This is a genomic window from Deinococcus detaillensis, assembly GCF_007280555.1.
In the GTDB taxonomy this organism is placed as follows: domain Bacteria; phylum Deinococcota; class Deinococci; order Deinococcales; family Deinococcaceae; genus Deinococcus; species Deinococcus detaillensis.
Map to the genome: position 1 here is coordinate 152,418 of NZ_VKDB01000006.1, position 24,983 is coordinate 177,400.

General features: G+C 61.6%; 28 protein-coding genes and 1 tRNA gene. 17 read left to right on the forward strand and 12 right to left on the reverse strand.

Annotation, left to right across the window (positions count from 1 at the left end):
* Window positions 1-35: 35 nt before the first annotated feature.
* From FNU79_RS08390 to FNU79_RS08405, 4 genes are all read left to right on the forward strand, one after another.
* On the forward strand, window positions 36-512 hold the full coding sequence (locus FNU79_RS08390; protein WP_143720403.1) for a universal stress protein: 477 nt from the start codon (window positions 36-38) through the stop codon (window positions 510-512).
* A 78-nt stretch (window positions 513-590) separates the two neighbouring features.
* Window positions 591-665 (forward strand) — tRNA-Glu (locus FNU79_RS08395).
* 78 nt (window positions 666-743) lie between these two features.
* A complete protein-coding gene (gene deoC / locus FNU79_RS08400) occupies window positions 744-1,421 on the forward strand; it encodes a deoxyribose-phosphate aldolase (RefSeq protein ID WP_143720404.1) in 678 nt (225 codons plus the stop codon).
* 2 nt (window positions 1,422-1,423) lie between these two features.
* Complete coding sequence (locus tag FNU79_RS08405) at window positions 1,424-2,008, forward strand: Maf family protein (RefSeq protein ID WP_225429972.1); 585 nt, start codon at window positions 1,424-1,426, stop codon at window positions 2,006-2,008.
* 185 nt (window positions 2,009-2,193) lie between these two features.
* On the opposite strand, the gene rpmF is transcribed toward FNU79_RS08405, so the two are convergent.
* The 4 genes from rpmF to FNU79_RS08425 all read right to left on the reverse strand — a co-directional run bounded on the left by rpmF (window position 2,194) and on the right by FNU79_RS08425 (window position 5,420).
* The gene (gene rpmF, locus FNU79_RS08410; RefSeq protein WP_124868134.1) at window positions 2,194-2,376 is read right to left on the reverse strand and encodes a 50S ribosomal protein L32; all 183 of its coding nucleotides are present in this window, start codon (window positions 2,374-2,376) and stop codon (window positions 2,194-2,196) included.
* A gap of 385 nt (window positions 2,377-2,761) precedes the next feature.
* Window positions 2,762-3,358, reverse strand: a complete 597-nt coding sequence (locus FNU79_RS08415) for a TetR/AcrR family transcriptional regulator (RefSeq protein ID WP_225429973.1) — start codon at window positions 3,356-3,358, stop codon at window positions 2,762-2,764.
* Window positions 3,359-3,616: 258 nt separating this feature from the next.
* Window positions 3,617-4,072 carry an OsmC family protein gene (locus tag FNU79_RS08420; protein WP_143720406.1) on the reverse strand — a complete coding sequence of 152 codons (456 nt, stop codon included), beginning with the start codon at window positions 4,070-4,072 and terminating at the stop codon, window positions 3,617-3,619.
* A 28-nt stretch (window positions 4,073-4,100) separates the two neighbouring features.
* Window positions 4,101-5,420, reverse strand: coding sequence for a hybrid sensor histidine kinase/response regulator (locus tag FNU79_RS08425; protein WP_143720407.1), 1,320 nt, complete (start codon window positions 5,418-5,420; stop codon window positions 4,101-4,103).
* A 230-nt stretch (window positions 5,421-5,650) separates the two neighbouring features.
* Between FNU79_RS08425 and FNU79_RS08430 the strand changes: the two genes are divergently transcribed.
* The 6 genes from FNU79_RS08430 (at window position 5,651) to FNU79_RS08455 (ending at window position 12,125) form a co-directional block, all read left to right on the forward strand.
* On the forward strand, window positions 5,651-7,237 hold the full coding sequence (locus FNU79_RS08430) for an ABC transporter substrate-binding protein (RefSeq protein ID WP_143720408.1): 1,587 nt from the start codon (window positions 5,651-5,653) through the stop codon (window positions 7,235-7,237).
* Between the two features lie 300 nt (window positions 7,238-7,537).
* On the forward strand, window positions 7,538-8,545 hold the full coding sequence (locus FNU79_RS08435) for an ABC transporter permease (protein ID WP_143720409.1): 1,008 nt from the start codon (window positions 7,538-7,540) through the stop codon (window positions 8,543-8,545).
* Window positions 8,542-9,399 carry a nickel transporter permease gene (gene nikC, locus FNU79_RS08440; RefSeq protein WP_143720410.1) on the forward strand — a complete coding sequence of 286 codons (858 nt, stop codon included), beginning with the start codon at window positions 8,542-8,544 and terminating at the stop codon, window positions 9,397-9,399. The genes FNU79_RS08435 and nikC overlap by 4 nt, the downstream gene beginning before the upstream one ends.
* Window positions 9,400-9,580: 181 nt before the next feature.
* On the forward strand, window positions 9,581-10,090 hold the full coding sequence (locus FNU79_RS08445) for an SHOCT domain-containing protein (RefSeq protein ID WP_143720411.1): 510 nt from the start codon (window positions 9,581-9,583) through the stop codon (window positions 10,088-10,090).
* A 71-nt stretch (window positions 10,091-10,161) separates the two neighbouring features.
* Complete coding sequence (locus tag FNU79_RS08450) at window positions 10,162-10,833, forward strand: response regulator (protein WP_143720412.1); 672 nt, start codon at window positions 10,162-10,164, stop codon at window positions 10,831-10,833.
* Window positions 10,834-10,970: 137 nt separating this feature from the next.
* Window positions 10,971-12,125, forward strand: coding sequence for a sensor histidine kinase (locus tag FNU79_RS08455; protein WP_225429974.1), 1,155 nt, complete (start codon window positions 10,971-10,973; stop codon window positions 12,123-12,125).
* 12 nt (window positions 12,126-12,137) lie between these two features.
* Here the strand turns inward: FNU79_RS08455 and FNU79_RS08460 are convergent, their stop codons facing one another.
* Window positions 12,138-13,667, reverse strand: a complete 1,530-nt coding sequence (locus FNU79_RS08460) for a B12-binding domain-containing radical SAM protein (protein ID WP_143720414.1) — start codon at window positions 13,665-13,667, stop codon at window positions 12,138-12,140.
* A 453-nt stretch (window positions 13,668-14,120) separates the two neighbouring features.
* Window positions 14,121-15,005, reverse strand: coding sequence for an arginase (gene rocF / locus FNU79_RS08465; RefSeq protein ID WP_143720415.1), 885 nt, complete (start codon window positions 15,003-15,005; stop codon window positions 14,121-14,123).
* 132 nt (window positions 15,006-15,137) lie between these two features.
* On the opposite strand from rocF, the gene FNU79_RS08470 reads away from it, so the two are divergent.
* A complete protein-coding gene (locus FNU79_RS08470) occupies window positions 15,138-15,752 on the forward strand; it encodes a DUF177 domain-containing protein (protein WP_143720416.1) in 615 nt (204 codons plus the stop codon).
* 45 nt (window positions 15,753-15,797) lie between these two features.
* The gene (gene moaC, locus FNU79_RS08475; protein WP_225429975.1) at window positions 15,798-16,283 is read left to right on the forward strand and encodes a cyclic pyranopterin monophosphate synthase MoaC; all 486 of its coding nucleotides are present in this window, start codon (window positions 15,798-15,800) and stop codon (window positions 16,281-16,283) included.
* A gap of 7 nt (window positions 16,284-16,290) precedes the next feature.
* On the opposite strand, the gene FNU79_RS08480 is transcribed toward moaC, so the two are convergent.
* Window positions 16,291-16,716 (reverse strand): SCP2 sterol-binding domain-containing protein, encoded by a 426-nt coding sequence (locus FNU79_RS08480; RefSeq protein WP_185974650.1) that lies wholly within the window; start codon window positions 16,714-16,716, stop codon window positions 16,291-16,293.
* A gap of 163 nt (window positions 16,717-16,879) precedes the next feature.
* Here FNU79_RS08480 and FNU79_RS08485 point away from each other — a divergent pair, with 163 nt between their 5' ends.
* The 4 genes from FNU79_RS08485 to FNU79_RS08500 all read left to right on the forward strand — a co-directional run bounded on the left by FNU79_RS08485 (window position 16,880) and on the right by FNU79_RS08500 (window position 20,092).
* Window positions 16,880-17,176, forward strand: a complete 297-nt coding sequence (locus FNU79_RS08485; protein WP_124868102.1) for a hypothetical protein — start codon at window positions 16,880-16,882, stop codon at window positions 17,174-17,176.
* Between the two features lie 128 nt (window positions 17,177-17,304).
* The gene (locus FNU79_RS08490; RefSeq protein ID WP_124868100.1) at window positions 17,305-17,637 is read left to right on the forward strand and encodes a DUF2087 domain-containing protein; all 333 of its coding nucleotides are present in this window, start codon (window positions 17,305-17,307) and stop codon (window positions 17,635-17,637) included.
* 4 nt (window positions 17,638-17,641) lie between these two features.
* Window positions 17,642-19,033: a DNA repair protein RadA gene (gene radA / locus FNU79_RS08495; protein WP_143720418.1), complete on the forward strand. Its 1,392-nt coding sequence runs from the start codon at window positions 17,642-17,644 to the stop codon at window positions 19,031-19,033.
* Between the two features lie 12 nt (window positions 19,034-19,045).
* On the forward strand, window positions 19,046-20,092 hold the full coding sequence (locus FNU79_RS08500; RefSeq protein ID WP_124868096.1) for a PIN/TRAM domain-containing protein: 1,047 nt from the start codon (window positions 19,046-19,048) through the stop codon (window positions 20,090-20,092).
* 97 nt (window positions 20,093-20,189) lie between these two features.
* Here FNU79_RS08500 and FNU79_RS19085 read toward each other — a convergent pair whose 3' ends face one another.
* On the reverse strand, window positions 20,190-21,191 hold the full coding sequence (locus FNU79_RS19085; RefSeq protein ID WP_185974651.1) for a permease prefix domain 1-containing protein: 1,002 nt from the start codon (window positions 21,189-21,191) through the stop codon (window positions 20,190-20,192).
* Window positions 21,188-21,529: a PadR family transcriptional regulator gene (locus FNU79_RS08510; RefSeq protein ID WP_143720419.1), complete on the reverse strand. Its 342-nt coding sequence runs from the start codon at window positions 21,527-21,529 to the stop codon at window positions 21,188-21,190. Before FNU79_RS08510 ends, FNU79_RS19085 begins: the two co-directional genes overlap by 4 nt.
* Before the next feature lie 114 nt (window positions 21,530-21,643).
* On the opposite strand from FNU79_RS08510, the gene FNU79_RS08515 reads away from it, so the two are divergent.
* Complete coding sequence (locus tag FNU79_RS08515) at window positions 21,644-21,892, forward strand: CopZ family metallochaperone (RefSeq protein ID WP_143720420.1); 249 nt, start codon at window positions 21,644-21,646, stop codon at window positions 21,890-21,892.
* Between the two features lie 24 nt (window positions 21,893-21,916).
* Here the strand turns inward: FNU79_RS08515 and FNU79_RS08520 are convergent, their stop codons facing one another.
* The 3 genes from FNU79_RS08520 to FNU79_RS08530 all read right to left on the reverse strand — a co-directional run.
* A complete protein-coding gene (locus FNU79_RS08520; protein WP_143720421.1) occupies window positions 21,917-23,347 on the reverse strand; it encodes a WGR domain-containing protein in 1,431 nt (476 codons plus the stop codon).
* 104 nt (window positions 23,348-23,451) lie between these two features.
* On the reverse strand, window positions 23,452-24,288 hold the full coding sequence (locus tag FNU79_RS08525; protein ID WP_143720422.1) for a DUF1206 domain-containing protein: 837 nt from the start codon (window positions 24,286-24,288) through the stop codon (window positions 23,452-23,454).
* A 266-nt stretch (window positions 24,289-24,554) separates the two neighbouring features.
* Window positions 24,555-24,983 (reverse strand): IS66 family transposase (locus tag FNU79_RS08530; RefSeq protein ID WP_143720423.1); only part of this gene is annotated, 429 nt, incomplete at its 5' end.

Consider the following 24,983-nt stretch of genomic DNA (forward strand, 5'->3'; position numbering starts at 1 on the left):
ACGCTGCACTCTGTAAGGCCAGTTACGCTTAAGCCATGACCACTCCGACGCCAGCTTCCACGCCCACGCCGCAACCGTTTGCCCGCGTCGCCATCGGCATTGACTTTTCAGCGAGCTCAGACGGCGCACTGCTGCTGGCCCGCTCCCGCTTTCCCGGCGCTGAGCGGCTGCTGATTCATGTGGTGGACGTCCGCGCCGCCGCCACGCCTGACATTTCGGGCGCGGGCTTGATACCGATGGTAACCTCGCCTGATTTGATCAACACCCTGACCCAAGTGGACAAGTCGCGCCTCGACAAGCTGACCGAAGTCGGCGAGTCGCACGAGATCGTCAGCGGAGACCCTGCCTCGGCATTGGTGGAAGCCGCGCAGGCGTGGGGAGCGGACTTGATCGTGGTGGGCAGCCATCAGCAGGGCACCATCGAGCATTTCTTTGTCGGTTCGGTGGCCGAACAAGTCCTGAAAAAATCGCGGGTGCCGGTGTTGGTCATCAAAGTAGGTAACCACGCTTGACGGCCATTCTTGACTGCTGGTAGCGCCGCAGATTGACAAGCCCGGCCCCCTGACTTAGACTGAGCGGCCTTCCTCTGTGGCCCCATCGTCTAGTGGTCAGGATGGTACCCTCTCACGGTATAGACACGGGTTCGAGTCCCGTTGGGGTCACCACAACAAAAGCCGCCACTTGCCAGTCCGGGAGTGGCGGCTTTTGTTTCGCCTTTCGGGGCCAGCCGCTATGCTCAGGGCATGACTGACGCTCCGCTCGATCTCGCGCCTTACATCGACCACACCTTGCTCAAGGCTACTGCCGCGCCTGCCGATCTCATTCAGCTCTGCGCCGAGGCGCGGCAGCACCACTTCAAAGCCGTCTGCGTCAATCCTCAGCACATTGCGCTGTGCGCGGGAGAACTCAGGGACAGCGGCGTGAAGATCGCCACCGTCTGCGGATTTCCGCTGGGAGCCACCACCAGCCAGCAAAAGGCCGAGGAAGCCCGCCTGAGTGTGGCGGCCGGGGCCGACGAAGTGGATATGGTCATCAGCATCGGCTCGGCCATCGCGGGCGACTGGGAGTATGTGCAGGCTGACATCGCCGCCGTGCGGGCGGCCACCGGCGGCAAGGTGCTGAAAGTCATTATCGAGACGTGTTACCTCAGTGACGAGCAAAAGGAAAGAGCCACCGAAGCCGCCGTGCAAGCTGGAGCCGATTTCGTCAAGACCAGCACCGGTTTTGGCACCGGCGGGGCCACGCTCGACGACGTGCGCTTAATGGCCCGCGTGATCGCTGGGCGGGCGCAGATCAAAGCGGCGGGAGGCGTCCGCAGCCCCGCCGACGCAGCGGCCATGATTGAAGCCGGAGCCACGCGGCTGGGCACCTCGGGCGGAGTGGGTTTGGTGTCGGGCGAGCAAAACAAAGCGGGGTACTGAGCGTGGCTCATCGTCAACCAAGCATTATTTTGGCGTCCGGCAGCCCGCGCCGCCGTGAACTGCTGACCTCGCTGGGGGTGAGTTTCACGGTGGAGGCCGCCGACTTGGATGAACACAGCGACCACACCGACCCGCTGGAAGTCGCCCGCGATCTGGCGCTACAAAAGGGCCGGGCCGTCTTTGCCCTGCGCCCGGACGCACTGGTGATCGCCTCGGATACGGTGGTGGCGCTGGGCTCAAAGCAACTGGCCAAGCCCGGCACCACCGCCGAAAATGCTGAATTTATCGCTGAGCTGAGCGGGCAGGTTCACCACGTCTATACCGGCGTGGCCGTGCTGTCGCCGCTGGGCGAAGACGCTGAAGTGTCGGACACCCGCGTGTTCTTTCGGACACTGACCCTCTCGGAAGTGCAGTGGTACGCCCAAACTGGCGAAGGCTTGGACAAAGCGGGCGGCTACGGCATTCAGGGTCTGGGCGCGGCGCTGATAGAGCGCATTGAGGGCGAATACAGCGGCGTGGTGGGTTTTCCACTGAGTGTGGTGATTGGCCTGCTGCGGCGACATGAGGTGAAGGTTCTGGGGGACTGAGCGGTGAAGGGTGAGAAAAACGAGAGACAGCTGAGGTGTACTTTTATGAACGGCTGCTTCATCTCACCCCCGCCCAACCTCTCGGCTTGAGGGGCCAGAAACTCAACCCACTCACGTCCTTTCCCCTTACTTCTAAAAACAAAAACAGCGCCCCGCAGGACGCCGCTTTCAGTCTAAAGATGAGTTCAGACGCTGATGATCTGGCGACCTGCGTAAAAACCGCAGCTCGGGCAGACGTGGTGCTGCAACTTCTTGTTGTGGCAGTTGGGGCAGGGCACCAAGTTGGGCACTGTGAGGGCGTGGTGGCTGCGGCGCATATCGCGCTTGCTCTTGCTGGTTTTCTTCTTGGGAACGGGGTGCTTGGCCATGGTAATTTCTCCTGAGTCTTCGCCTGCGCCTGAGCACACTCGCTTTCGGCGGCGGAGTGCAAGTTGCGGCTGGTTGCAGTTTCTCGCCTGCTTTTTCACCCTTCGGGTCGGGCGAGCTTAAAAGCAAGGCAACAGGGGGGAGTATAGCACGTCGGTGCTGGGTTGGGGAATGTCCGAACCTCATCAAATCACGCAACATTCGCAGCGTCTAAATGAGCATCCAGATTCCTTGAGAGCACTTGTCAAAAGGCTGGTCATGCCGAGCGGTGTGGTACGTGGTCAGCCGCGTCCGTTCATGACAATACGTCCTTGAAGACGCTTCCTGACGACAAATACTCTATTTCGTGAGCCCGCTTCCAAACGTCAGGACGCTCAAAATTCAAATTCATTTCCCTGCGCCGTCCAAAAACAAACTCACCAGCGCCTGCGCTGTGCCTTCGGGATCAGGGCTGGGCGCTCCACTGACCAGCGGGTAGAGCAGGCCCAGCAGCGCCCGCGTCAGTACCGCGCTGGGCAAGTCGGCCCGTACCTCGCCGCGCTCGGCGGCGGTACTCATCAGCTCACTCAGGCCGCCCATCCACAACTTGCGGTAACGCTGCTCAAAGTCGGCTCGGCGCTCGGCGGAGACGTGTTTGAGTTCGCCGGCCAGTTGCAGGCCCACCCGCTGCTGCGGAGCGCTGATGAGTAAGGCGTGGATCAGCGCGTAAAGCTGGGCACGCAGCCCGATTTGCTGCTTTGAGATCTCAGTGACGCCCGCCAATCCTGCCAAAGCGCCGTTGAGAATCGCCAAAAATAGCCCTTCCTTGTCGGCGTAGTGGTGGTAGAGGGCCGGTTTAGTCACGCCCACCGCCGCCGCCACCTCGCGCATACTGACGCCGTGATAGCCCCGCGCCACAAAAAGCTGCGCTCCTTCAGAGAGGATGCGCTCACGGGTACTGGCAGGCAAGGCGGCGCTGCTGGCGACACTCTCCAGCGTGCTCAAGCGCAAGCCGCCAGCGGAGAGGCTCTGAAACGCAGCGCAGGACTTTTCAGCGCTGCGCCAAAACCAACTTTGAAGAGCACTTGTGTGATTGGGCCGACCACGCATATCAGTAGACTCAGCAGCCGTTGGAGGTTCGTTAGCGATGCGAAAACGCGACCAGCAGTGGTGTGGGTGGCTGAGAGCAGTGCCAGCCGGCGGGTGAGGGTGTGAAGGGTCAGCAGTTCCATTGCAACAGAGTTTAGCTCAGCTGGAGCAAACTCAGGTTGTTTCGCTGCTTTCCAGCCGAGTTTCCACCACGATCTCACTGTTTAAGCTGGCGGCCACCGAGCAGTATTTTTCGTGGCTGAGCTTGGCAGCGCGTTCGAACTGCTCGGCGCTTACGCCTTTGCCAGCGGCAATGTGGCGCAGGGTAATGGTGGTGTAGCGCTTGGGATCGCTCTGCGCCCGCTCACCCTCCACTTCGATGCGGTAGCGCGACAGAGGGGTGCGGCGCTTGTTCATCACTTCCACCACGTCGTAGGCGGTGCAGGTAGCCAGCGCTCCCAACAGCGCTTCCATCGGGCTGACGCCGATTTTGGTGGCGCTGTTGTCGATCAGCAGTTGGTGGCCCGACGCCGAGACGCCGAGGTAGCGCTGCTCACCGAGCCAAGTCACCTGCATGGTTTTTGTGCTGACGGGTTGGACGTCTGAGGCGGCAGAATCGGCTAAGGTCATGCGAGTAGCTTACCCCGCTGGCGGCTTTTTAATCAGGCGCTGAATTGCCGTCTAGAGACAGCACCTGGTCTTCGGCTTCGTCCCACGTCACGTCGGCGCTCACCTCGGCCCAGGTGCCGTCCCATTCCTCTTCGTCGTCGAGCGAAGGCAAACACACTTCAAAAGTGGCCCCGCCGCCGGGAGTGTCCATCACCTTGATCTGGCCGCTGTGCGCGGTGATGACCTGCTGCGCGATGGTCAGTCCCAGGCCCGCCGACCCCGCTTCCTTGCCCCGGTAAAATTTATCGAAGATGCGCGGCTTGACGTCATCGGGGATGCCGGGGCCGTGATCGATGACGCAGATTTTGACTTGCCCGCCTTCTTCAAAAGCTTGCAGCTCGACGTGGTCGGCTCCGCCGCTGACCCGCACGGCATTGCTCACCAGATTGACGAAGACCTGGGTCAGCCGCCCCGGATCGCCCACGATTTCGAGTTCGGGCGTGCGGACGCTGACGCCGTAATCGCGCCCCACCGCCCGCAGGAGTTCGGCGAGTTGCACAAAATGCGGCTCGATGCTCTGCACCAATTCGCCGCGTGAAAGCTGCAGGAGGTCGTTGACCAAGCGGGTCATGTTCTCGGCCACCCGCTGAGCGTCGTGCAGGGTCTGACTCGGCGCAGCGCCCGCCGCCGCGAATTCGCGCTCGACCCGGCGCAGGTAGCCGAGGAGGGCGGTGAGCGGGGTGCGGAGTTCGTGGCTGGTTTCGGCCAGAAACGTCTTTTGGAGGTTGAGCGATTCTTCGAGCTGCTGGGCAGTTTGTTCGAGTTTGAGGCGGCCTTCCTCGGCAACTTTGCCCAGCCGCTCCACCTCACCCAGCCGCACCTGCAAAGCGGCGTTGAGTGCCCGGATTTCGCCCTCGGCCAGTTCGCGCCGTGAGCGCTCGGCCGCTTCGGCAATGGCGCGGCGCACCGCCGGCGCGAGGCGCTCTAAGCGCTGCTTGAGGACATAATCGGTGACGCCGCGCCGCAGGGTATCGACGGCCACTTCCTCGCCCATCGCGCCGGTCACGATGATAAAGGGGAGGTAGGGTTTGGCCTGCCGGGCCGCTTCAAAAGCCGACAAGCCGTCGTAGCCCGGCAGCGAGAAATCCGAGAGCACCAGATGCGGCGAGAACTCCTTGAGGGCCTCCAGGTAGCTCTCGGCGCTCTCGACTTGCCGCAGCACCGGAATCCACGGCAGATCAGCACCTTCTAAGGTGATGGCGACGAGTTCTTGATCCAGCACATTGTCTTCGAGGTGCAGTACGCGCAGCTCACCGCCGGGCAGCGGGAAACTCAGCGCGGGTGGGTAAGTGTGGGCAGGCTGAGACATTGCCGTGCATTTTACGCTGGCAAACTGACCGGCAAGTGTAGTGCCGGTCTGTGCCGCCAAACCAGCCGGGTCAAGTCGGTGAGGTCAAACCGGCGCGTTCAAGTCAGCGCAGTGAAGCGTTTACGGCGGCGCGGTCGTTGTGTCACACTAACTGCTATCCGGGCCCCCTTGGTCGGGTGCATTTTGTTTTTGGGTCATTGTTCAAGGTTTTTGTTCAAGGAGGACACCCCATGCACCGAACCACACACCGCCTGAGAAGTACCCTCGCGCTCGCCCTCGCTCTGAGTTCGCCGCTGGCCGCCGCGCAGTCGGGCCGCGAAAGTACGCTGGTGCTGGGCGGCGACTTTTCCGATCTGATCACGCTCGATCCGGGCGTTTCGTATGAGTTTACCGGCTCGCTGCTGGCGGGCAACCTCTACGACACCCTGGTGGCCTACGAAGGCAACAACCTGACCACCCTGCGCCCGCGTCTGGCCAGTAGTTGGAAGGTTGCGCCCACCGCCACCGGCTCCCGCATCACCTTCACGCTGCGCGACGCCAAGTTCAGCACGGGCAGGCCCGTCACGGCGGCCGACGTGGTGTACTCGCTCAACCGCGTCATCTCGCTCAAAACGCCGTCGAGCTTTTTGCTGACGGATGTGGCCAACATCAAAATCGGTTCGGTGACGGCCCCCGACGCCAAGACGCTGGTGATGGACATTCCCAAAACCGCCAATCCCAACATCGTGCTAGCTCTCCTGACTTTTAATGTGGGCGGCGTGATCGACAGCGCGGAGGCCAAAGCCCACGAGCAAAACGGCGACTTCGGCACGGCTTGGCTCAAAGACCACTCGGCAGGCTCGGGGCCGTTTGCCCTCAACCGCTGGGACAGAAGCGCTCAGGTGGCGCTGGACATCAACCCCAACGCCTTTCGCAAGTCGCCCAACATCAAGCGGGTGATTTTGCGCTACATGCAGGAATCCGCCGTGCAGCAGTCGGCGCTCAACTCCGGCGAAATTGACGTGGCCTGGGACTACACCCCCGACGCCTTTAATGCCGCGCTGAAAAATTCCAAGCTGAAGGCCCTGAAAACCGACACCTTTCAGCTTCAGTATCTGGGCATGAATTCCGGCAAGGGCGCAGCGTTTGAGGACGCCCGCGTGCGCCAAGCGGTGCGCTACGCCACCGACCAGGACGGCATTATCAAGAGCTTGTTGCAGGGGCTGGGCCGCAAAACCCAGACCATCATCCCGATTGGACTGGCCGGGTCCAACAGCGCTTTGCCGTACACCTACAACGTGACCAAAGCCAAAGAACTGATGGCGGCGGCGGGCAAGAGCGGCGGCTTCAGTGTGGACTTCTCGATTCCTACCGGCTCGTGCGCGGGTGGCGTCCCGTGCCAAGACCTCGCCGCCAAGGTGCAGTCGGACTTGGCCAAAATCGGCATCAAGGCCAACATCAAGCAGATGGTGAGTGCTGACCTCTACACCATGTACCGCGCCCAAAAAGCCGAACTGATCTTGGCTCCGTGGAGTCCCGATTACGCTGACGCCGACGGCAACGGCACGCCGCTGGCCGACTTCAACGCCAAGTCGCTGGCTTGGCGCAACGTATGGCAAAACGACCAAGCCAGCAAACTGGCCCAAGCCGCCGCCATTGAAACCGACGCGACCAAACGGGTGGCGCTCTACAAGCAGCTCACCGAGCTGGTGGCCAAAGACGGCCCTTACGCCATCTTGTATCAGCCGTACAAGCCGGTCGTCACCAGCGTCAACGTGGTGGGGTTTGACCGCAATGCCAACGGTGACGTGCGCTTTGAGAAAGTAAGCAAGAAGTAGCAGGGACGTTCGCTTTGCTTATTCCCCTCTGCTGCCGAGCTTGCCGAGTCAGCGGAAGGCGTGAATGGGCAAAGCGAACTTCTTTTTCACATCATACGGATTCCGGCCATTCTGTTCTCTTTCGGAAAAGTACCGAAAGCCAACTCCATTCTGGAATCCGTACTTTTTCCTACTCCCGCTGTCTTGGGCAGAGCGGCACCCGTATGGGGCCTGCCCGCTGGTCGGGTTTCGCAGTTATTACCTAACTGTTCAACCGGAATCTGTATCACTCGCGGCTCACCGCCTTCTGAGGAGACTCCCTTGCTGATCTACATTCTCCGGCGGCTGGCGCTGATGGTCTTCGTGCTGTGGGGCGTCACGCTGGCGGCTTTTCTTATTTCACACGCCCTGCCCGCTGATCCGGCGGCGGCGGCGCTGGGCAACAATGCCCGCGAAGAGCAGCTTCAAGAGTTCCGCGTCAAAAACGGACTCGACAGACCGCTGGCCGTGCAGTACGGCGTGTACATGGGCAAGCTGCTTCAGGGCGACCTCGGCACTTCGCTGCGAACCCAAAACAGCATCACGGCGGATTTGAAACAGTTTTTTCCGGCCACGCTGGAGCTGACCCTCGGCGCAGTCGTTTTCGCGGTGCTGATCGGCTTGCCGCTGGGCATTTTGGCGGCGCTGCAACACGGCAAAGCGCTCGATTTGCTGGCCCGTATTTTTGCGCTGTTGGGCGGAGCGACCCCGGTGTACTGGCTGGCGATCTTGGCGCTCAATATTTTCCATGAGCGCCTCGGCTGGCTGCCGGGGCCGGGCCGGATCGACGCCTACAGCCTCGCCCCGCCGATTCACACCGGCCTAGTGACCGTAGACGCCATTCTCGCCCGTGACCCGCAAGTGCTGGTGGATAGCCTGCGCCACCTGATTTTGCCGGGGCTGGTGCTGGGCGCGTTCTCGGCGGCGCTGCTGACCCGCATGACCCGGAGTGCGCTGCTGGAAGTGCTCTCACAGGACTACATCCGCACCGCCCGCGCCAAAGGTCTCAAGCGGGGCCGGGTGATCTGGCGGCACGCTCTCAAAAACGCTGCTCTGCCGCTGCTGACGGTCTTCGGCAGCTTGTTCGGCAGCTTGTTGACCGGGGCAGTGCTGACCGAAACCATCTTTTCGTGGCCGGGTATCGGCAGCTACGCCACCACCTCGGCCATCAGCCTCGACTTTCCGGCGGTCATGGGTGTGACGTTGGTGGCAGGCTTGGCTTACTCAGTGGTCAATTTGCTGGTTGACCTCGCCTACGCCACCTTCGACCCGAGGATCAGCTTTTCATGACCACCACTTCACTCAAACCCCGGCGCACAGAAAATGCGGCTCTGCGCAAACTCCGGCGCAACAGCGGGGCTATGCTCGGCTTCGTGTTGTTGGTGATCTTGGTGGTGTCGGCCCTGCTCGGCCCGCTGTTCTTGGGCAGTCCGGGAGCGCAGGACTTGGCCGCCCGGCTCTCGGTTCCTTCGGCGGCACACTGGCTGGGCACCGATCAGCTGGGCCGCGACGTGCTGACCCGCGTGCTCAGCGGTGCCCGCATTTCGCTGGGGCTGGGCGTCGGGGTGATGCTCTCGGCGCTGATCGTCGGTTCGCTGATCGGCCTACTGGCAGGCTTGTTGGGCGGCTGGTGGGACGAGGCCCTCATGCGCCTCACCGACATCTTTTTGGCGTTTCCGAGCTTGATTTTGGCGATGGCCATTTCGGCGGCGCTGGGGCCGAACCTGACCAACGTGATGATAGCAGTGGCGCTGGTGTCTTGGCCGACTTACGCCCGCTTGATCCGTGCTCAAGTGCTGGCCCTGCGCGAGCGCGAGTTCGTGGAAGCCGCCCGCGCTCTGGGCGGCTCGCAAACTCGGGTGGCTCTGCGCCACTTGCTGCCCAATTCATTTGCGCCTTTGCTGGTGCAGGGCAGTTTCGATGTTGGCAGCGCCATTCTGACGGCGGCGGGCCTGGGCTTTATCGGCTTCGGCGCTCAGCCGCCCACCCCCGAATGGGGAGCGATGGTGTCCGAGACGCGCAATTACATTGCCCAAGCGCCATGGGCATCGAGCGCCCCCGCCGTGGCTATTTTGCTGACGGTGCTGGCCTTTAACCTGATCGGCGACGGCCTGCGCGACGTGTTTGATCCACGCGGGCGCTGAAAAGCAGGACGAGAAATCCCCCACTACCCAAGGTGGGAAATTTGTCTTGGGGCAAGCTCCTGCACAGTCAGCCGCGTTCACACCACGTTCACACTGCCTCCCCGCGCTGTTCACGCGCCCCGAACTACCTTCTGTGTAGGCAAGGCAGACACCACAGCCCCACTGCCACAGGAGAACTTTCATGGACGTCATCATCAACAACCCCGCGACCTCGGCCCAACCTCAAGTTCAGTACGCTCCCCTCACCCAGACGCCCTACGGCTACGGCCCAGGCTACGGCGAGTACAAGGACAATCATGGTCATGGCGGCCCCGGCTTCTTGTTGCCCTTCTTGCTCATCGGTGGTTTTTTGTTCTGGCGCGGCAAAACCAAGCGCCGCCGCATGACGCAGCGCTGGAAAATGGCGGGTGGCCTCAGCAGCCAAGGCCCCGCTGTGCAGGAACATGGCGACGCTGGGAACACAGGCCCCGACTTCGTGGACGACATCCGCGAGAACTTCAGGCGCGGCAGAGAGCGTTTCATGAGTGACGGAGCGCTCGGCATTGCCCGCGAACGTTACGCCAAAGGTGAAATCAACGCCGATGAATATCAGGCCATCGTTCGGGCGCTCGGTGGCGACTCCGGCAATCCATCTGGTAATCAAAGCCGCACGAATATGAACAAGGGTACCCCACCCGATAGCATCATCTGATTCAAACTGAACGCGCCCCATTCACCCTGGGCGCGTTTTCCTTTTCCTCCTCCCCCATACTGAGGCCCAAGATGTCCGCCACCATTTTGATCGTAGAAGATGAAACCCGCCTCGCCGATATTCTGGAACAGTATCTGCGGCTGGGCGGCTTTCACACCGAACGGGCCGCCACCGGGCCGCGTGCGCTGGAATTGTGGCGGGCGGGGCGTCCGGCGCTGATCTTGCTTGATCTGATGCTGCCCGAAATGGACGGCCTTGAGGTGGCGCGGCGGGTGCGGGCCGAGTCGGAGGTGCCGATCATTATGCTGACCGCCCGTGACGAGGAAGTTGACCGCTTGGTGGGATTGGGCATCGGGGCCGACGATTACGTAATCAAGCCGTACAGCCCGCGTGAAGTGGTGGCGCGGGTGCGGGCGGTGCTGCGGCGTGCCCAGAATGCTGCTCCGGTGCCCAGCACGCTGCACGCCGGGCAACTCACGCTCGACACCGCCGCTTTTGAAGCCCGCTGCGGCGAGGAGATTCTGGACGTGACAGTGGCCGAACTGCGCCTGCTCACCGCGCTGGCTCAGGCGGCGGGCGCAGTCAAATCGCGCTCCGAACTGCTCTCGGCGCTGGGCGGCCTAGACCGGGGCACCGATGAGCGCACGGTGGATGCCCACGTCAAGAATCTGCGCCGCAAAATGGGCGCGTGCGGCGAGGGTCTAGAAACGGTGCGCGGCGTCGGCTACCGCTTGAGGAGCTGATGGCAAGGCGCTTTGCTCGCCCGCCGCACTTTGATTCCCGGCCAGTTGAACAGTTTTTGAGCGGTGAGTGGGCGGCGCGGCGGCAGCAACACCGGCTCACAAAGAGACAACGCCGGAGCGCCGGGCTGCGGCGGCGCTTGACCCGCACCTTTGCGCTCTTGGCCCTGTTCGCGGTGGCCCTGACATCTTTTTTGACGGTGAACGCTGCCTTCCGCGCCCTCAACACCGTCGCGCCGGAGTTGGGGCTGAGCAGCCTCAATTGGAAGAACTCGCCGTATTCGCCCCAGTCTCCCGATGCTCCAGTCCGGACGGCCCAGCAGCGTGCCGACACTCAACGCTGGCAGGAGTTGGGCCGCGCGGCGGGCAAAGCCTTGTGGCGCAGTTCACTCACGGCAGCCTTTTTCAGCTTCTTGCTGGCGGTGGTGCTGGCGGCCATCGTCACCAGCCAGATTACCCGCCCCCTCTCGCGGCTGGCCGACGCGGCGCGGCGCTTGGAAGCTGGCGAACGCAATTTGCAGCTGCCCATTCCGCCCCGCCAGGACGAGGTACGTGATTTGACCCTGACCTTCAATTCGCTGACCACCAGCTTGGGCCGCCAAGAAGCCTGGCGGCGCGGCCTCATGGCCGATATCGCCCACGATCTCCGCACGCCGTTGTCGGTGCTGCGCTCAGAAATTGAAGCCATGCAAGATGGGGTAAATCCCACCGATGACGCCGGACTGTTGCGCCTGCACGGCGAAGTCCTGCTGCTGGCCCGCCTCGTCACCGACCTTCGCACCTTGAGTTTGGCCGAAAGCGGCGCGATGGATTTTCATGTGCAAGTGCTGGACGCTGCCGAGGTGCTGCGCGGTTTGCTGCCGGGTTATCAGCGTCAGGCCGCAGAAGTCGGCGTGACGCTCACTTTGTCTGCGCCCGTCCCCGTTGCGCTCTCCGCTGACCCCGACCGCTTGATGCAGGTGCTTCACAACCTGCTGAGCAACGCCCTGCGCTACGCCGCGCCCGGCCCGGTTGAGCTGAGCGCTTACTCAGAAGGCCAATGGGCTTGCCTGCGGGTGCGTGATCACGGCCCCGGCTTCAGGCCCGACGATCTCTCCCGCGCCTTCGAGCGTTTTTACCGCGCTGACGCCTCACGCACCCGCGATCCCGGCGGCCTGCGCAGCAGCGGCCTGGGCCTGGCGATTGCCCGCGCCCTCACCGAAGCGCAGGGCGGGCAGATCGAAGCAAAAAACCACCCGGCAGGCGGAGCGGAATTTACCGTTCGGCTGCCGGGTGGGGAAGTGGAGCCTGGGTAGGAGGCGGGAAAATTAGATCGCCAATCCCTCGTGTTGGCCGCTCGCGCCGCGCACGATCTGGCCCGCCGGAAGCTCGATGCGGCTCTCGTTGGCTTCAAATTCGTCGCTCCAGCCGACTTCTTCCAGCGCTTTTTTCCACGCGCCGATGCTCTCGTTGCGGTAAATCTGATACGCCGCCATGCCGATCTCCGGCCCGCCACGGGCGATCACGCTTTCGACCCAGGCCCATTTGGCCGAAACATTGCGGAGCTCGGCAGTAGTGCGGAGTTCCTTCTGAATGCGCTTGAGACGCCCCTCAATCAGCTTGACGCCCGCAAAGCTGTCCTGAAAGTGTGGCGTGTGGCGCTTGGGCACGAACGGTGAGATGCCCAGCGCGATTCGGTTGATCTGGGCCAGCTCTTTGGTAAAGGAAATCAGTTCGCTGATATCGTCGTCGTTCTCCGGCCCCAGCCCGATCATCATGTAGACCTTGAGGCCCGAGAACTTGAGGTCACGGCTGATCTGAGCCGTTTTAAGCAAATCTTCGGTGGTGATGCCCTTTTTCAGCCAGCGGCGCAGTCTTTCGCTCGGCGCGTCGGAGGCCACCGTGAAGGTTCGCAGGCCGCCCGCTTTCAAAATCTCAGCCAGTTCCTCGTCCACCGTGTCGGCGCGGATGCTGCTGACGCCCAATTTCACGCCGCGCTGGGTCAGGGTGCGGCCCACGTACTTGGTGTGCGGAAAATCGGAGAGCGCCGCGCCGACCAGCCCGACCTTGGTGGCCCAGTCGGGAATGTGTTCGAGCAGTTCGTCGCCGCCGTTGTTGCGGTTGGGGCCGTACATGGTGCGGGCCAGACAAAAGGTGCAGGGGCGTGGGCAGCCGCGCTGCGCTTCAATCAAAAACATGTTCGACAGCTCGCTGTTCGGCGTCACGATCTGCGAGTAGGCGGGCAGCAGTTCTTTGGGCGCGGTGGCCCAGTTCGGCTCGGTGGTGTGACGGGCGGGCAAGAAGATGCCGGGCATCCCGTCCACCAGGTCGTAAAACTCCTCACGGGTACTCGACGCCCGTAGCGCCTCGCTCACCATCGGCACGATCTGTTCGCCGTCACCGATCACGATCAAATCGGCGAAAGGCGTCAGCGGGTAAGGGTTGGAACTGGTCAGTGGCCCGCCGATCATGATCACCGGGTCGGTGTCGTCTCGCTCGGTTCTGAGGGGGCGCAGACCTGCCAAGTCCAGTGTGCGGATGATGTTGGTCAAATCGAGCTCAAAGCTCACACTCATGGCAAACAATTCGCAGTCGCCTGCATCCTTGCCTGTTTCCACCGTCGGCAGAGACTGGCTCTGCTTTTCGAACAGTTCGACATCGTCGGGCAAAAAGGCCCGCTCGCAGGCGACGCCGTCTTCGAGATTGAACATCCGGTAGATGACCTGAAATCCCAAAGAGGCCATGCCCACCGAGTAGCGGTTGGGGAACACCAGGGATACGCGGATGGGGGCCTGCTTGAAGATGGTGCCGATTTCCGCGTCCAGCAGCGGTTTGATATGGGTACGCCAGTAGCTCAAAACTCCTCCGGGGGGTGAAGCGCGGCGGAGTCTTTAATCTCACTCTGAGCGCGTCACAGCTTTTTATCTTAGCGGGTGGGGGCGGGGGAGAGTGAGGGCCAGCTTGGGTTTTGCGTCTGGGTAATTCAGCGTTTTGAGCTGAGGCTTGGGGTTTTTGCATTGGCCCCACCCCCCAGCCCCCGCCCCAGTGGGGCGAGGGAGCGAGTCGCTGCGCTCGGCATGGAGCTTCCGGCATTCCGGCAGTCCGCTAGCGCCGACATTCCAAACTGTGGGGCGGTCATGGAGTGGGCACTGTAGCAAATGGGTTGTCCAGCCAGCGGAACTGGAAAGTGGTATTCGTCTCAGGTTTTTGCTCCGCCCTTGAGGGGAGAGGTTGGGACTGATCCAGCTCGCAGAGAGGGGGAGTTAGCGCAGCGATTGACATTTCACATGTGTCCCAGCGCCCAACAGATCCTACAAAATCCGCTGCCCCAGCAAACTCGCCGCCATCCCCACCATCACTTCGGCGGTTTTGTTGCGGGTGTCCAAAATCGGGTTGACTTCCACGATGTCTAAGCTGGTCACGCGGCCCGACTCGGCGAACAACTCCATCAGCAGGTGGCCCTCGCGGTAGCTGAGGCCGCCGGGAACGGGGGTGCCGACGCCGGGGCAAACAGTGGGGTCGAGCGCGTCGGCGTCAAAGGAAATGTGCAGCCGCTCCAGGTGGCTCAGGCGCTCCAAGGTTTCCTGAGCAATCCGGGTAATGCCGAGCTGATCCACGTCCTTCATGGTGTAGGTCTTGATGCCCGCCTCGGCCACCAATTCACGCTCGCGCTGATCCACGCTCCGCAGGCCGATCATCACGATGTCTTCGGGCCTCACGTGCCAGCCGCCCGCGATGCTGCTCAGGCGGTCGTCACCGAGGCCGACCAAATGCGCCACCGGCATTCCGTGAATGTTGCCGCTGGGGCTGCTGCTGGGCGTATTGAAATCGGCGTGGGCGTCGACCCAAATGACCCCGGTGCGCCGTCCCCGCGCCGCGCCCGGCACTGTGCCCATGCTGACGGAATGGTCGCCGCCGAGGCTGATTGGAAAAGTGCCCACGTCGAGGTCGCGCAGCCGCTGATACGTTCCGCTGCACGCGCTGAGGATTTCGTCCAAAAAGACAAGACCCTGATCTTGAAATTTATCGGTGGTTTCCGGCACGGTGACCGGCACGTCGCCCAGATCGGTGACGGTGTGACCGAGGCCGCGCAGAGTAGAAGCCAGATGCGCGTTCCTGAGGGCCGACGCGCCCATGTCGACGCCGCGCCGTCCTGCGCCCAAATCCATCGGAATGCCCAAAATTGAAATATCCATCCGTTGATGGTAAGGCTCAGTGGGCAGTATGCCTTGACGCTGCATCAATACTCAGTCTTTGCTGGGCAGAGGCGCGGCTGAACTGAATATTCACTCGCCGTATTTTTGGCGGCGCGGCTTTATTATGCGTGGATGACTTCTTCACTTTCTCCCCGCGTTCACCTCGGTACTCTGCTGCGCCAAATGGGCGATGTCAGCGCCAGCGGCGAACTCGCTGAACTCCATTATGAGCAGGGCGGCGACCAGCAGAGTATGCGCTTTGCCAAACCCGCACCTTACCGCGTCAGTGTCAACGCCCTGCAAGGCAATGAATTTTGGTTGCAAGGCCAGTTCGAGCCGACGCTGGAAATGGAATGCGCCCGTTGCCTGCGCCCGGTGGCCGTGCCGCTGAGCCTCAAGCTCGGCACCTTGATGCGCTACGACCCCGCTGCCCAAACGCCTTATTTGGAAGAAGCCGACACCGGCGAGGAAATTCTGGTGTTTGGCGAACCCGATCTCAACTTGAGCAACTACCTCGCCGAAACCACCTTGCTCGAAGCGCCGCTGAGCGTGCTGCACGACGCGGCCTGCAAGGGGCTGTGCCAGGTCTGCGGCCACGACCTCAACGAAGGCCCCTGCGAACACAGCGCGGGCGTGCCGATCGAAGAAAGCAGCGAGCGATTCTTAGAGGCCGAGCACGAAGGCAAGCAGCACGCCAGGCAAACGCCGTTCGCGGCCCTGCGCGGGCTTGAGTTGCCGGATGAATAAGCGGCGAGTGGGGCAAGTAGGAGCTGAGCAAGCAGGAGCGCGGGCGTGAGCAGCGTCCCCGAGCTGACCCACTTCGTGGACGGGCAGCCGCGCATGGTGGACGTGACCGGCAAAGCCGCCACCCACCGTGAGGCGTGCGCCGAAGCCTGGGTGCTGCTGCCGCCCGAAGCCCGCACCGCCTTGGAGGGAGGCCGCAATCTCAAAGGTGATCCTTTGGTGGTGGCGCGGCTGGCAGGCTTATCAGGCAGCAAGCGTACCGCCGATCTGATTACCCTCTGCCACCCCATTCCGGTGACGGGAGCGCGGGTCGAAGTGACCTTGGAGCAGCGCGGCGTGCATATCGTGGCCCACGTCAAAACCGAGGCTCCAACGGGAGTGGAAATGGAAGCGCTGACGGCCGTGACGGTGGCGGCCCTCAACGTCTACGACATGCTCAAAGCCGCCAGCAAAGCCATCGAAATTCAAGACGTGCGCTTGATCTCCAAAAGTGGCGGCAAAAGCGGTGATTACCGGCGCGGAGAGCAGCCGTAATACAAACTCAAAGCTGCGGCTGCTCGGTTGCCCAGTCCGCCGTGAGCTGCCGGTAGTGGGCCTGCAAGCCGGGGAGCGCTGGAGCGAGGGCCAGCGCGGTGAGGAGCGAGCCGTCAATCCTGAGTTGGCCGGAGGTCATGGCCACTACCGGATTGAGTTCGCCGCGCCAGAAGCGGTCGATGGCGTCGCCGCTCAAATGAAAGGTGAGGTCGGGTGTCGGCGCGTCCCCGGCCTCTGGGCCGCTGCCCGACCTGACCACAGCCTTGCCGCTGCGGCCATCTACGCTGAGACTCAGTTCGGGGTCGCGGAACTCGAAGGCGACGATCAATTGGCGCGTCACCAACACATTGGCCTGCGAACCGTCCGCTGAGGCGTAGACCGCTGTCAAAAGCTCTTGAAGTTGGCTGGCAGAAAAACGCAGCGAAGTGGGCACGTTGGGTATTTTCTCAAAGTTCGCGTCGCCCTTTGCACGGGGGCTTACAGAATAGCCGCAAAGAGTAGTCGTGCCGACAATTGCCTTGTAACAAGTCCGACACCCCCAGCGGCTGGGTTGCAGTCTGCTGTGGAGGCAAGACCACATCACAGGAGGTACACCCATGAATGAGCAACTTAGTCAGACCCTTCAGGCAGCCAAAGATGGCGTCGCCAGCATTCCAGCAGCAGCAGCAGTGAGCAACGTCACCAGCTGGCACAGCGCCCTGAGCGGCGTGCCCGGTGCGGAGACCTTGGTCGATCACTTGGCCAAACTGAAGTCTGCTCTGGAAAGCGGCAAGCTCGACGAAGCCGCCAAAATCCTCCCCGGCCTCGGCAGCGAGACCGAGAAGTTGGCCGCCGCCGCACCTGCCGCCGACAAAGACGGCCTGATGCAGTTGGCCAAAGCCCTCAAAGGCTGATTCCAGCTTCACTAGCTTTCTAAGAAGGGCCGCTTCCAAGGGAGCGGCCCTTTCTCATGTCTCCAGTACCCCGGCCCACCCGAACCACCTTCCAGTTTGCCCGCTCCAAACCCGCTAACATAAAGGTTATGACCAAAAGCATCGCCGCCTTTCAAGACGACCATGGGCGGATTACCACTTGGCCCAGCAACCGCCGCCGCGTTCACCAACTTGCCGTGCTGAGCCACCTCTCCGCCCAGCTCGAAGGCGGGCACCTCTACACCGAAGCTGAACTCACCACCTTCCTCAACGAGCAGACCACTTTGGAAGACGTTTCGGTGCTGCGCCGCGAGTTGGTGGAAGGCGATTACCTGATGATGGAAAACGGCACCTACTGGAAAGCCGGAAGCCGCCCCACCGGGACTGTGCCTACCCCCAGCCCCCAAGCCGAAGCGGCAATGCACAAGCCGATTGTGAAGTAAAGCGGTGGCCCGCGTTCAAACCAAATTCGTTTGCCAGTCGTGCGGCTATCAGTCGCCCAAAACGCTGGGCCGCTGCCCCAACTGCCAAGCCTGGAACAGCTTCGAGGAAGAAACCCCGATGCTCAGCAGCAAAGGCAAAGCGTTGGGGAGCGGGTACGGCGGCATTACTGGCGGTAAACTCACTGCGCTTTCCAGCGTGGGACGGCGCGAAGAACCGCGTTTGTCCAGCGGCATTCCTGAATTTGACCGGGTGCTGGGCGGCGGGCTGGTGGCGGGCGGCGTGATTCTCATCGGTGGCGAGCCGGGCATCGGCAAATCCACTTTGCTGCTGCAAGTCGCCGACAAGCTCTCCAGCAAGGGCCAGAGCGTGCTGTACGTGGCAGGCGAGGAATCTTTAGAGCAAATTCGCCTGCGGGCCGACCGGCTGGGTGTGACTGGCGATATTCAGCTCACCCGTGATACGCGGGCCGAACACATCGCCGCGCTGATGCAGGAACATAAGCCGGCACTGTGCATCGTGGACAGCATTCAAACCGTGCAGATCGAGGGTGACGGCGCGTCTGGCGGGGTGGCGCAGGTGCGTGAAGCCACCAGCTTGCTGACCCGCGCTGCCAAAGAAACCGGCACCGCTACGGTCTTGGTCGGCCACGTCACCAAAGACGGCACAGTGGCCGGGCCAAAAGTGATGGAGCATATCGTGGACACCACCGTCTTCTTAGAAACAGTGGGCCAGTACCGGCTGCTCCGGTCGGTCAAAAACCGCTTCGGGCAAGCCGGTGAACTCGGCGTGTTTGAAATGCGCGGCGAGGGGCTGATCGCGGTGGACAATCCCAGCGCCGCCTTCCTGGCCGAGCGCCCTGTCGGCGTGCCGGGCAGCGTGGTGGCGGCCACCCTCGACGGCCACCGCCCGATGCTTTTAGAGGTACAGGCACTGGCGGCCAAAACGCCGTACCCCAATCCGCGCCGCGTGGTGGTGGGCCTCGACCCCCGCCGGGTGGATGTGGTGCTGGCGGTACTGGAGAGACGGCTCAACCTCAATTTGGGTGGGCTCGACATTTACCTGAACTTGGCGGGCGGCCTCAAGGTGCTTGATCCAGGCCTCGATTTGGCGGCGGCGCTGGCGGTGTATTCGGCAGTGGTCGGCAAGGCTCTGCCGGAGAACGTGGTGGTGTTCGGCGAAGTCGGCTTGGCGGGCGAGGTGCGGGCGGTGCAAGGCCACCTGCGCCGCGCCGAAGAAGCCCGCCGCACCGGCTATGACCGCCTGGTGGTGCCGCCGGGCAGCGAAGACGGACGCACATCCGGCAGTGGCGCGAGTGGCAGAAGTGGCGGCGTCAAAAGTGTCGAGGACGCCCTCGCGGTGGTGTGGCAATCTGCCTCAGGGCGAAGTGGCGTGTAGAGTGAGGAGTGAATGTCTGCTGTTCGCTCTTTGACTTTGCTGGTGGGACTTTTGCTTGGCTGGGCCGTGAGCCGTTGGCTTCCGGCTGGCCCTTCGCCCAATACTGAGCTGACCAATACCTTGTCGCTGATGCTGGCGGGGGTGTTGGGCGGTCTGCTGTTGTCTTCGCGCATGGAACGGCGCTGGGCGGGCACTGCCGAGCAGTTTGGCCGCTGGTACGCCAATGTTTCGCCGCGCACCGTTACGGCAGCGACCTTCGGGCTGGTGATTGCGCTGCTGGTCAGCGTGCTGCTCAGCAACTTGCTGGGAGGCGTGCCGGTGTACCAGTGGTGGTGGAACGTCGTGATTACGGGAGTGCTGGCGGGCTTTTTCGTGCCGTTCGCGGTTCGCAACGCCGACGCTTTTTCGGGCTTGAGTCCGGCTCCGCGCAAAAAGCAGGGGGGCAAGCTCCTCGATAGCAACGTGATTATCGATGGGCGCATCGTAGACCTCGCCCGCGCCGGCTTCGTGGACGGCGAACTGATCGTGCCGAGCTTCGTGCTGCGCGAGCTGCAACTGCTGGCCGATCACGGCGACCCGCAGCGGCGCACCCGTGGCAAGCGCGGCCTGAATGTTCTAGAGGAGCTGCGCCAAGTCGCTCACCTGCGGGTCGAAGACTGGGACACCACCGAACTCAGCGCCGTGGACGACAAATTGGTGCGCCTTGCCCGTGAGAGCGGCGCAAAACTGATGACCAACGACAGCAACCTCAGCAAAATTGCCAAGTTGCACGGTCTGACGGTGCTGAGCCTCAACGAAGCGGCGGTGGCCCTGCGCCCGCAGCTTCAGCCCGGCGACATCCTGAGCGTAATTATCAGCAAGGGCGGGCAGCAAGCTGGGCAAGGCGTGGCCTACCTCGATGACGGCACCATGATCGTGGTCGAAGACGGCCAGAAGATGCGGGGTCGCAGCGCCCGCGTGATCGTGGTCAACAATGTGCAGACCAATGTGGGCCGCATGATTTTTGCCAAGCTCGACAAAGACGGCGAAGTGCAGGGCAATGAAATCGCTCCGGCGTGAGCGGAGTCAGAAGGGCGGAACGGATTGGCTTTGGGATTCCTAATCTACGTTCGGCAGATCTGGGAGCGGTTGATTGCCGTAACGCAGGAAGGAGACTTTAGCGCTGCTTCCTCTCCCATTGTTTTGACGTTTCATTAACTTCATAAGCCTGCTCCGGTCTGAGCTTAGGCATCTCAGCTTTTTCGCTTGGGAAGAGCAGGAAGGCGTATGAAACTGGCTGTTCGTCTGACTTGCCATCTGGAACGCCCCAAACCTGATAAACTTTGGCCCAAGTATTCAAGGCAAGTGGAGACTGTTCAATCTGTGCTGAGTTGTGTAGGTCATTTGTGCAGAGGGTTCCGCCCAGATGATCCATGAAAGCAAGTCCATCTCTGTTGGTAAGTTTCATCCCAACCGGGACTCTGTACCGATCCGTCGTGTAAATCAGATTCGCCCACTGGGCTTTTCCTTCTGGGCAGGGCTTCCCGGTTGTGCCGGGGGTCATGGAAGTCACCAATCGGAAATTATTGTGTAATAGGGGTGGTGCTGGCCTGATTGGCTGATCTGAAGTTATACCGGAAAACGATTCATTGCTCATGACGGGGAAGGCAAACGACGGCCGCATTGTTTTATCCCCGTAGGTCATCCACGCAGCAATTACAAAAGTTGTGCCCTTTGGAAAACGGAGATCGGCAGCTCTGGTAAAGGTGCTGCCCCAACCCTGCGGCCATACAGGTGCCTGAGATATGGCAACAAAGTCTGTAGGACGTAGTTCGCTGGGCCTTATCTCCGCAGGTTTAAACAAACCACTGCCCCACCAGCTTACGCCGCCAATCATCACCGCGCCCAAGACCACCCAGCCCAGCGGCGTCGTCAAGAGATGGCCCAATAACTGCCGATTCGTGACTTGCGGATCGCCCATCGCCCGCACCGCCAGAAACTCGGCTTCATCCCGCGCAAAACCTTTTTGTTCCAGTTCGGTGATGCGTTCCAGCAAATGTGCCCGCAGCTCGGCGGCGGCGTCTAGGCGCTCAGCTTTGGGAAGGCCGAGGGTGGCGCGGTGAACGTACTGATTGAGGCTCAGCACTTTGCCAGAGCGGCCAGCGGCTCGGCGGGTCACGCCAAGCGTCCCATCAGACGCTCAACCAGCAAAGCGTCCAGCGCCCCCCGTAAAGTGCGCCATTCGGCTTTTTTGGCTCCCAGCGCCGCTTGCCCACTCTCGGTAAGGCGGTAGTATTTGCGCGGCGCTCCGCCTTTGTCGCTTTCTTGCCACTCGCTTTCTACCCAACTCGCCTTGACGAGGCGGTGCAGGGCCGGATACAAGCTGCCTTCTTTGAGGTCAAATGCGCCGCCGCTGCGGGCGTTGATGTGTTGCAAAATCTCCAAGCCGTAGCGCGGTTGAGTTTCCAAAGCGGCGAGGAGAGCCAAATCAAGTGTGCCGGATTTCAGCGGATTCATGACTAGAGTATGATGCAAGGTAGCTTGTGAGACAAGATAGTGGTTGAAGTGAAACCAGAGGCGTCTTCACCCGCTGCTGAAATGCCCCCTCCGACGCGCAGCTACACTGGAGCCATGACCCAACACCCCAACGCTCTGCACTCAAGCGGCCTCCAACTGGACAACACCGAATTGATGGTCACGGGGATGACCTGCGCTCACTGTCAGACTGCCGTTACCCGCGCTCTAGAGGGCGTTCCCGGCGTCAAAGAAGTTTCAGTAGACCTCAGCAGCGGCCTCGCCCGTGTGCGCGGTGAAGCCGACCGGCAAGCCCTCCTCGACGCGGTGGAAGAAGAAGGCTACAAGGCGACGCTCCAACTCTGAGACATTGCGTCTTCTGCTGAGCAATTACTCTTCAAGCTGGCGGATTTCTCCGACGACACGGTAAAATCCGCCGGCATCTTCGAGTTGGTCGACCACGTAGCTCACGCCCATTCGGCGCAGGGTGCGGGGAAACTGCACGTTCCAGTCTTGAAAGGTCTGGCTGTTGCGCTCTGAGTCGGGCTTGACCCTCAGCTTGCCACCTTCTTGAACCACTTTGAGCACCACTTGTCCGGCGATTTGCGAAGTGACGGCAAAGGTCGTCGCTGGCGCTTGGGTTTGAAGAGTGGCGGCCATTTTAATATCGCGGGCGGTGACTTGAATGCCCTGTTTGGCGTTCTCAATGGCCTGAGCGCTGACATCCAAAGCGGCCAAAGTGCCTCTTGAAGTCACGATATAAAGCCGCTCGCCGCTGTACTGCATACTGAGCGCCGCGCCGTAACTGGTGCCGAGTTTCCACAGGCGCTCTCCGGCTTTGTTAAAGCAGTAGACGGCTGAACTGCTGTCGCCCGCGAAAACGAATTCGCCTTCTGGACTGGTCGCGCACGAGAAAACAGCCGCGTCACAGCGGTAATTTTGAACCGCCTGACCCGTTTTGGTAAAGCGCTGAATTTGGTTGTTGGAGGTTCCAGCGTAGAGGTCGCTGCCTTCTTGCCAGCCGAACAAGACGCTGCCGCTGGTTTTGTGGTGCCACAGCGGAAAGCCGCTCTCACGGTCAAGCTGGCCGACGCCGCCGGAGTGTCCGTAATACACTCCCGCCTGATCCACCCTGACCATCCAGGCCATGTGGGCGTTTTGGCCGATTTGTGCCCACTGCTGTTCGCTTTCGGCGTCGAAGGCGTGAACGTTGCCCTGACTGTCCCCGACCCCTAGCATCCCGCCCTGCAAATCCATCCACAAAATTGCGCTTTGGCTTTCGGCTTCGTAGGCCACGAAGGGCAATTTGCCGCTCAAATCGTAGACGTTGCCGTCGTCGCACCCGGCAAACGTTCGGTGCTGGTCGCTCACCAAGCACTTGACACCTTCAGGCAATTTGAACGAGCGCTGCACTTCGCCCTCAGGTGACAGCGCGTAGACCTCGCCCGCATCGTTGCCCACCCAGACATTGTCTCGATCCGCGAAAATGCCGAATGCTGCGCTGGACGTTTTGAACTTCCACACCACCGGAGCGGCGGATTTGGTGGTGGAAGCCGTTTCGGTAATCTCACGGCGAACGACGCTGCGCTTTTGGCGAACGCCCTGCACCGCTTCCTTGTAGCCTTTGCGGACTTTCTCCTTAATCTTTTTGGCGGCCTCGGCTTCGGCTTGTTCGGCGGTGGCAAAGCCTTTGGTGCTGGTCTGTCCGGGCGTGCCGATCCGGCCAAAGCGCAGGGTCAGGGTGGTTTCTTCCACACTCACTTCGTAGAATTTATGTTCGCTTCCGACTTCATCCGAGAGTTCAAGATACGTTTTCGACATGCCCCGAGCATAGCGGCTAAGCGCATTGGCGGTCACACTTTGATTGGCCTGACCAGTAGGGTGAGAAAGCGTGAAACCTCCAAACTGTTTAACCGGAATCCGTATCAGCCCACCACCTTGACGCGGCGGTACCGTGCCTGAATGACGCACCACACGCCGTAACACAGCGTTCCCAGGGCCACCGCGCCCAGCAGGAACTGTCCGGCAGGCTGATGGCGTAGCCAGCCCAGCGCCCCCGAGGTGCCGACCACGATGCTGCCCTGATCCCGCCAGGCAGCCACCAGCAAAAAGACGCCCATGATCGTTAGCAGCAGCCCACGCGCCGCCACTCCCACCTGCCCAATCCGTTCCAGGGTGCCCTGATACTGCGCTCCCACATCGCTAAAGGCCATGCGCTCCATGAATTTGGCGCTGTAGGCGCTGTAGAGCTGGTCGGCAGCAACCGCCAGAAGCGCCACGCCAACCAGACCCAGCAGTAGCTGGCCGCCCGGCAGGTGCAGCACCTTCGCGGCGGTCTGGGCCTGACTGTTCTGTGCGTAAGGAGCGCTGCCCTGGGCCGCCAGGCGGGCGCTGAACACGGCCAGGGTCAGGTAGAGGCCGCCGCTGATCAGGTATCCCGCGCGTTTGATGAGCCCCTTGGCCTCCGTTCCCTGGTGTTCCGGGTCCAGAACGGCCCGCAGCAACTGCCACAGCACGTAACCGACCAGGCCCACCACTAGCAGCCACAGGAGAACACGGCCCGCCGGAAGATCCTGAAGGCGCAGCAGCGCTCCTTTGTTATCTGTGGTGGTGCCGCCGTCGCCCAGCGCCAGACTCAGTGCCAGAAAGCCCACCGTGCCGTAAAGCACTCCCTTGCTGGCATACCCGAAACGGGCCAGGACCTCTAGCCCCGGAGCAACTTGGCGGCCAGCCTGCTCGACCTGTGATCTGGTAGTTGACATGGTTCCACTATGTCCCGAAGCCCACCAGGCCGGATGCGCCGGGCGTGCCCATCTTTCTTCATGCAGAGCCTCCGCACCCGGCGTCAACCAGGGCGGAGGCGTTCAGTTGCGAATTGGTGATGGGACAGTGGTTTCACGCCAGCAGCGTCTTCAGGCTATGAGCGCCCACCCATTGCCTGTTGCCGTCTCATACGGATTCCAGAATGGTGTTATCTTTTGGGATAGCACCATTCTGGAATCGTATCTGATTAGCGGCTTGTAGAAGGTCAGCAGCGCAAGGACATCAAGACGTCGACGGGATCCTGACCCCGCAGACGGGCGGTTTCCACGGTGGACTTGATACGCATATACGTAATAGCGCCCCGTGCGTTTTTGCTGCACTGCGAGACTTTTCTGGCCATGACCACGGTTCTGAGACTGCGTTCGGCAGCATTGTTGGTCGGTGGAATTTCCGGATCCGACAGAAACAGGAGGATTCTGCCACGGAGATGCTGTTCCAGAATTCCGAGGCGGAGCCGTTCGTTGGCCTTGGTCTTCAAGGGTGCACGGTTGAGCAATTTTTCCAGGCGCAGGGTGAGACCTTCACCCTGTTGCCGGTATTCTTCCCGAGTACACCATCCCTCGTGAAAGCGTTGATGAAACTTGATCCCGTCGCGGAACACCTGAGCCAGTCGAAGACCGTATTCGTGCCCTCG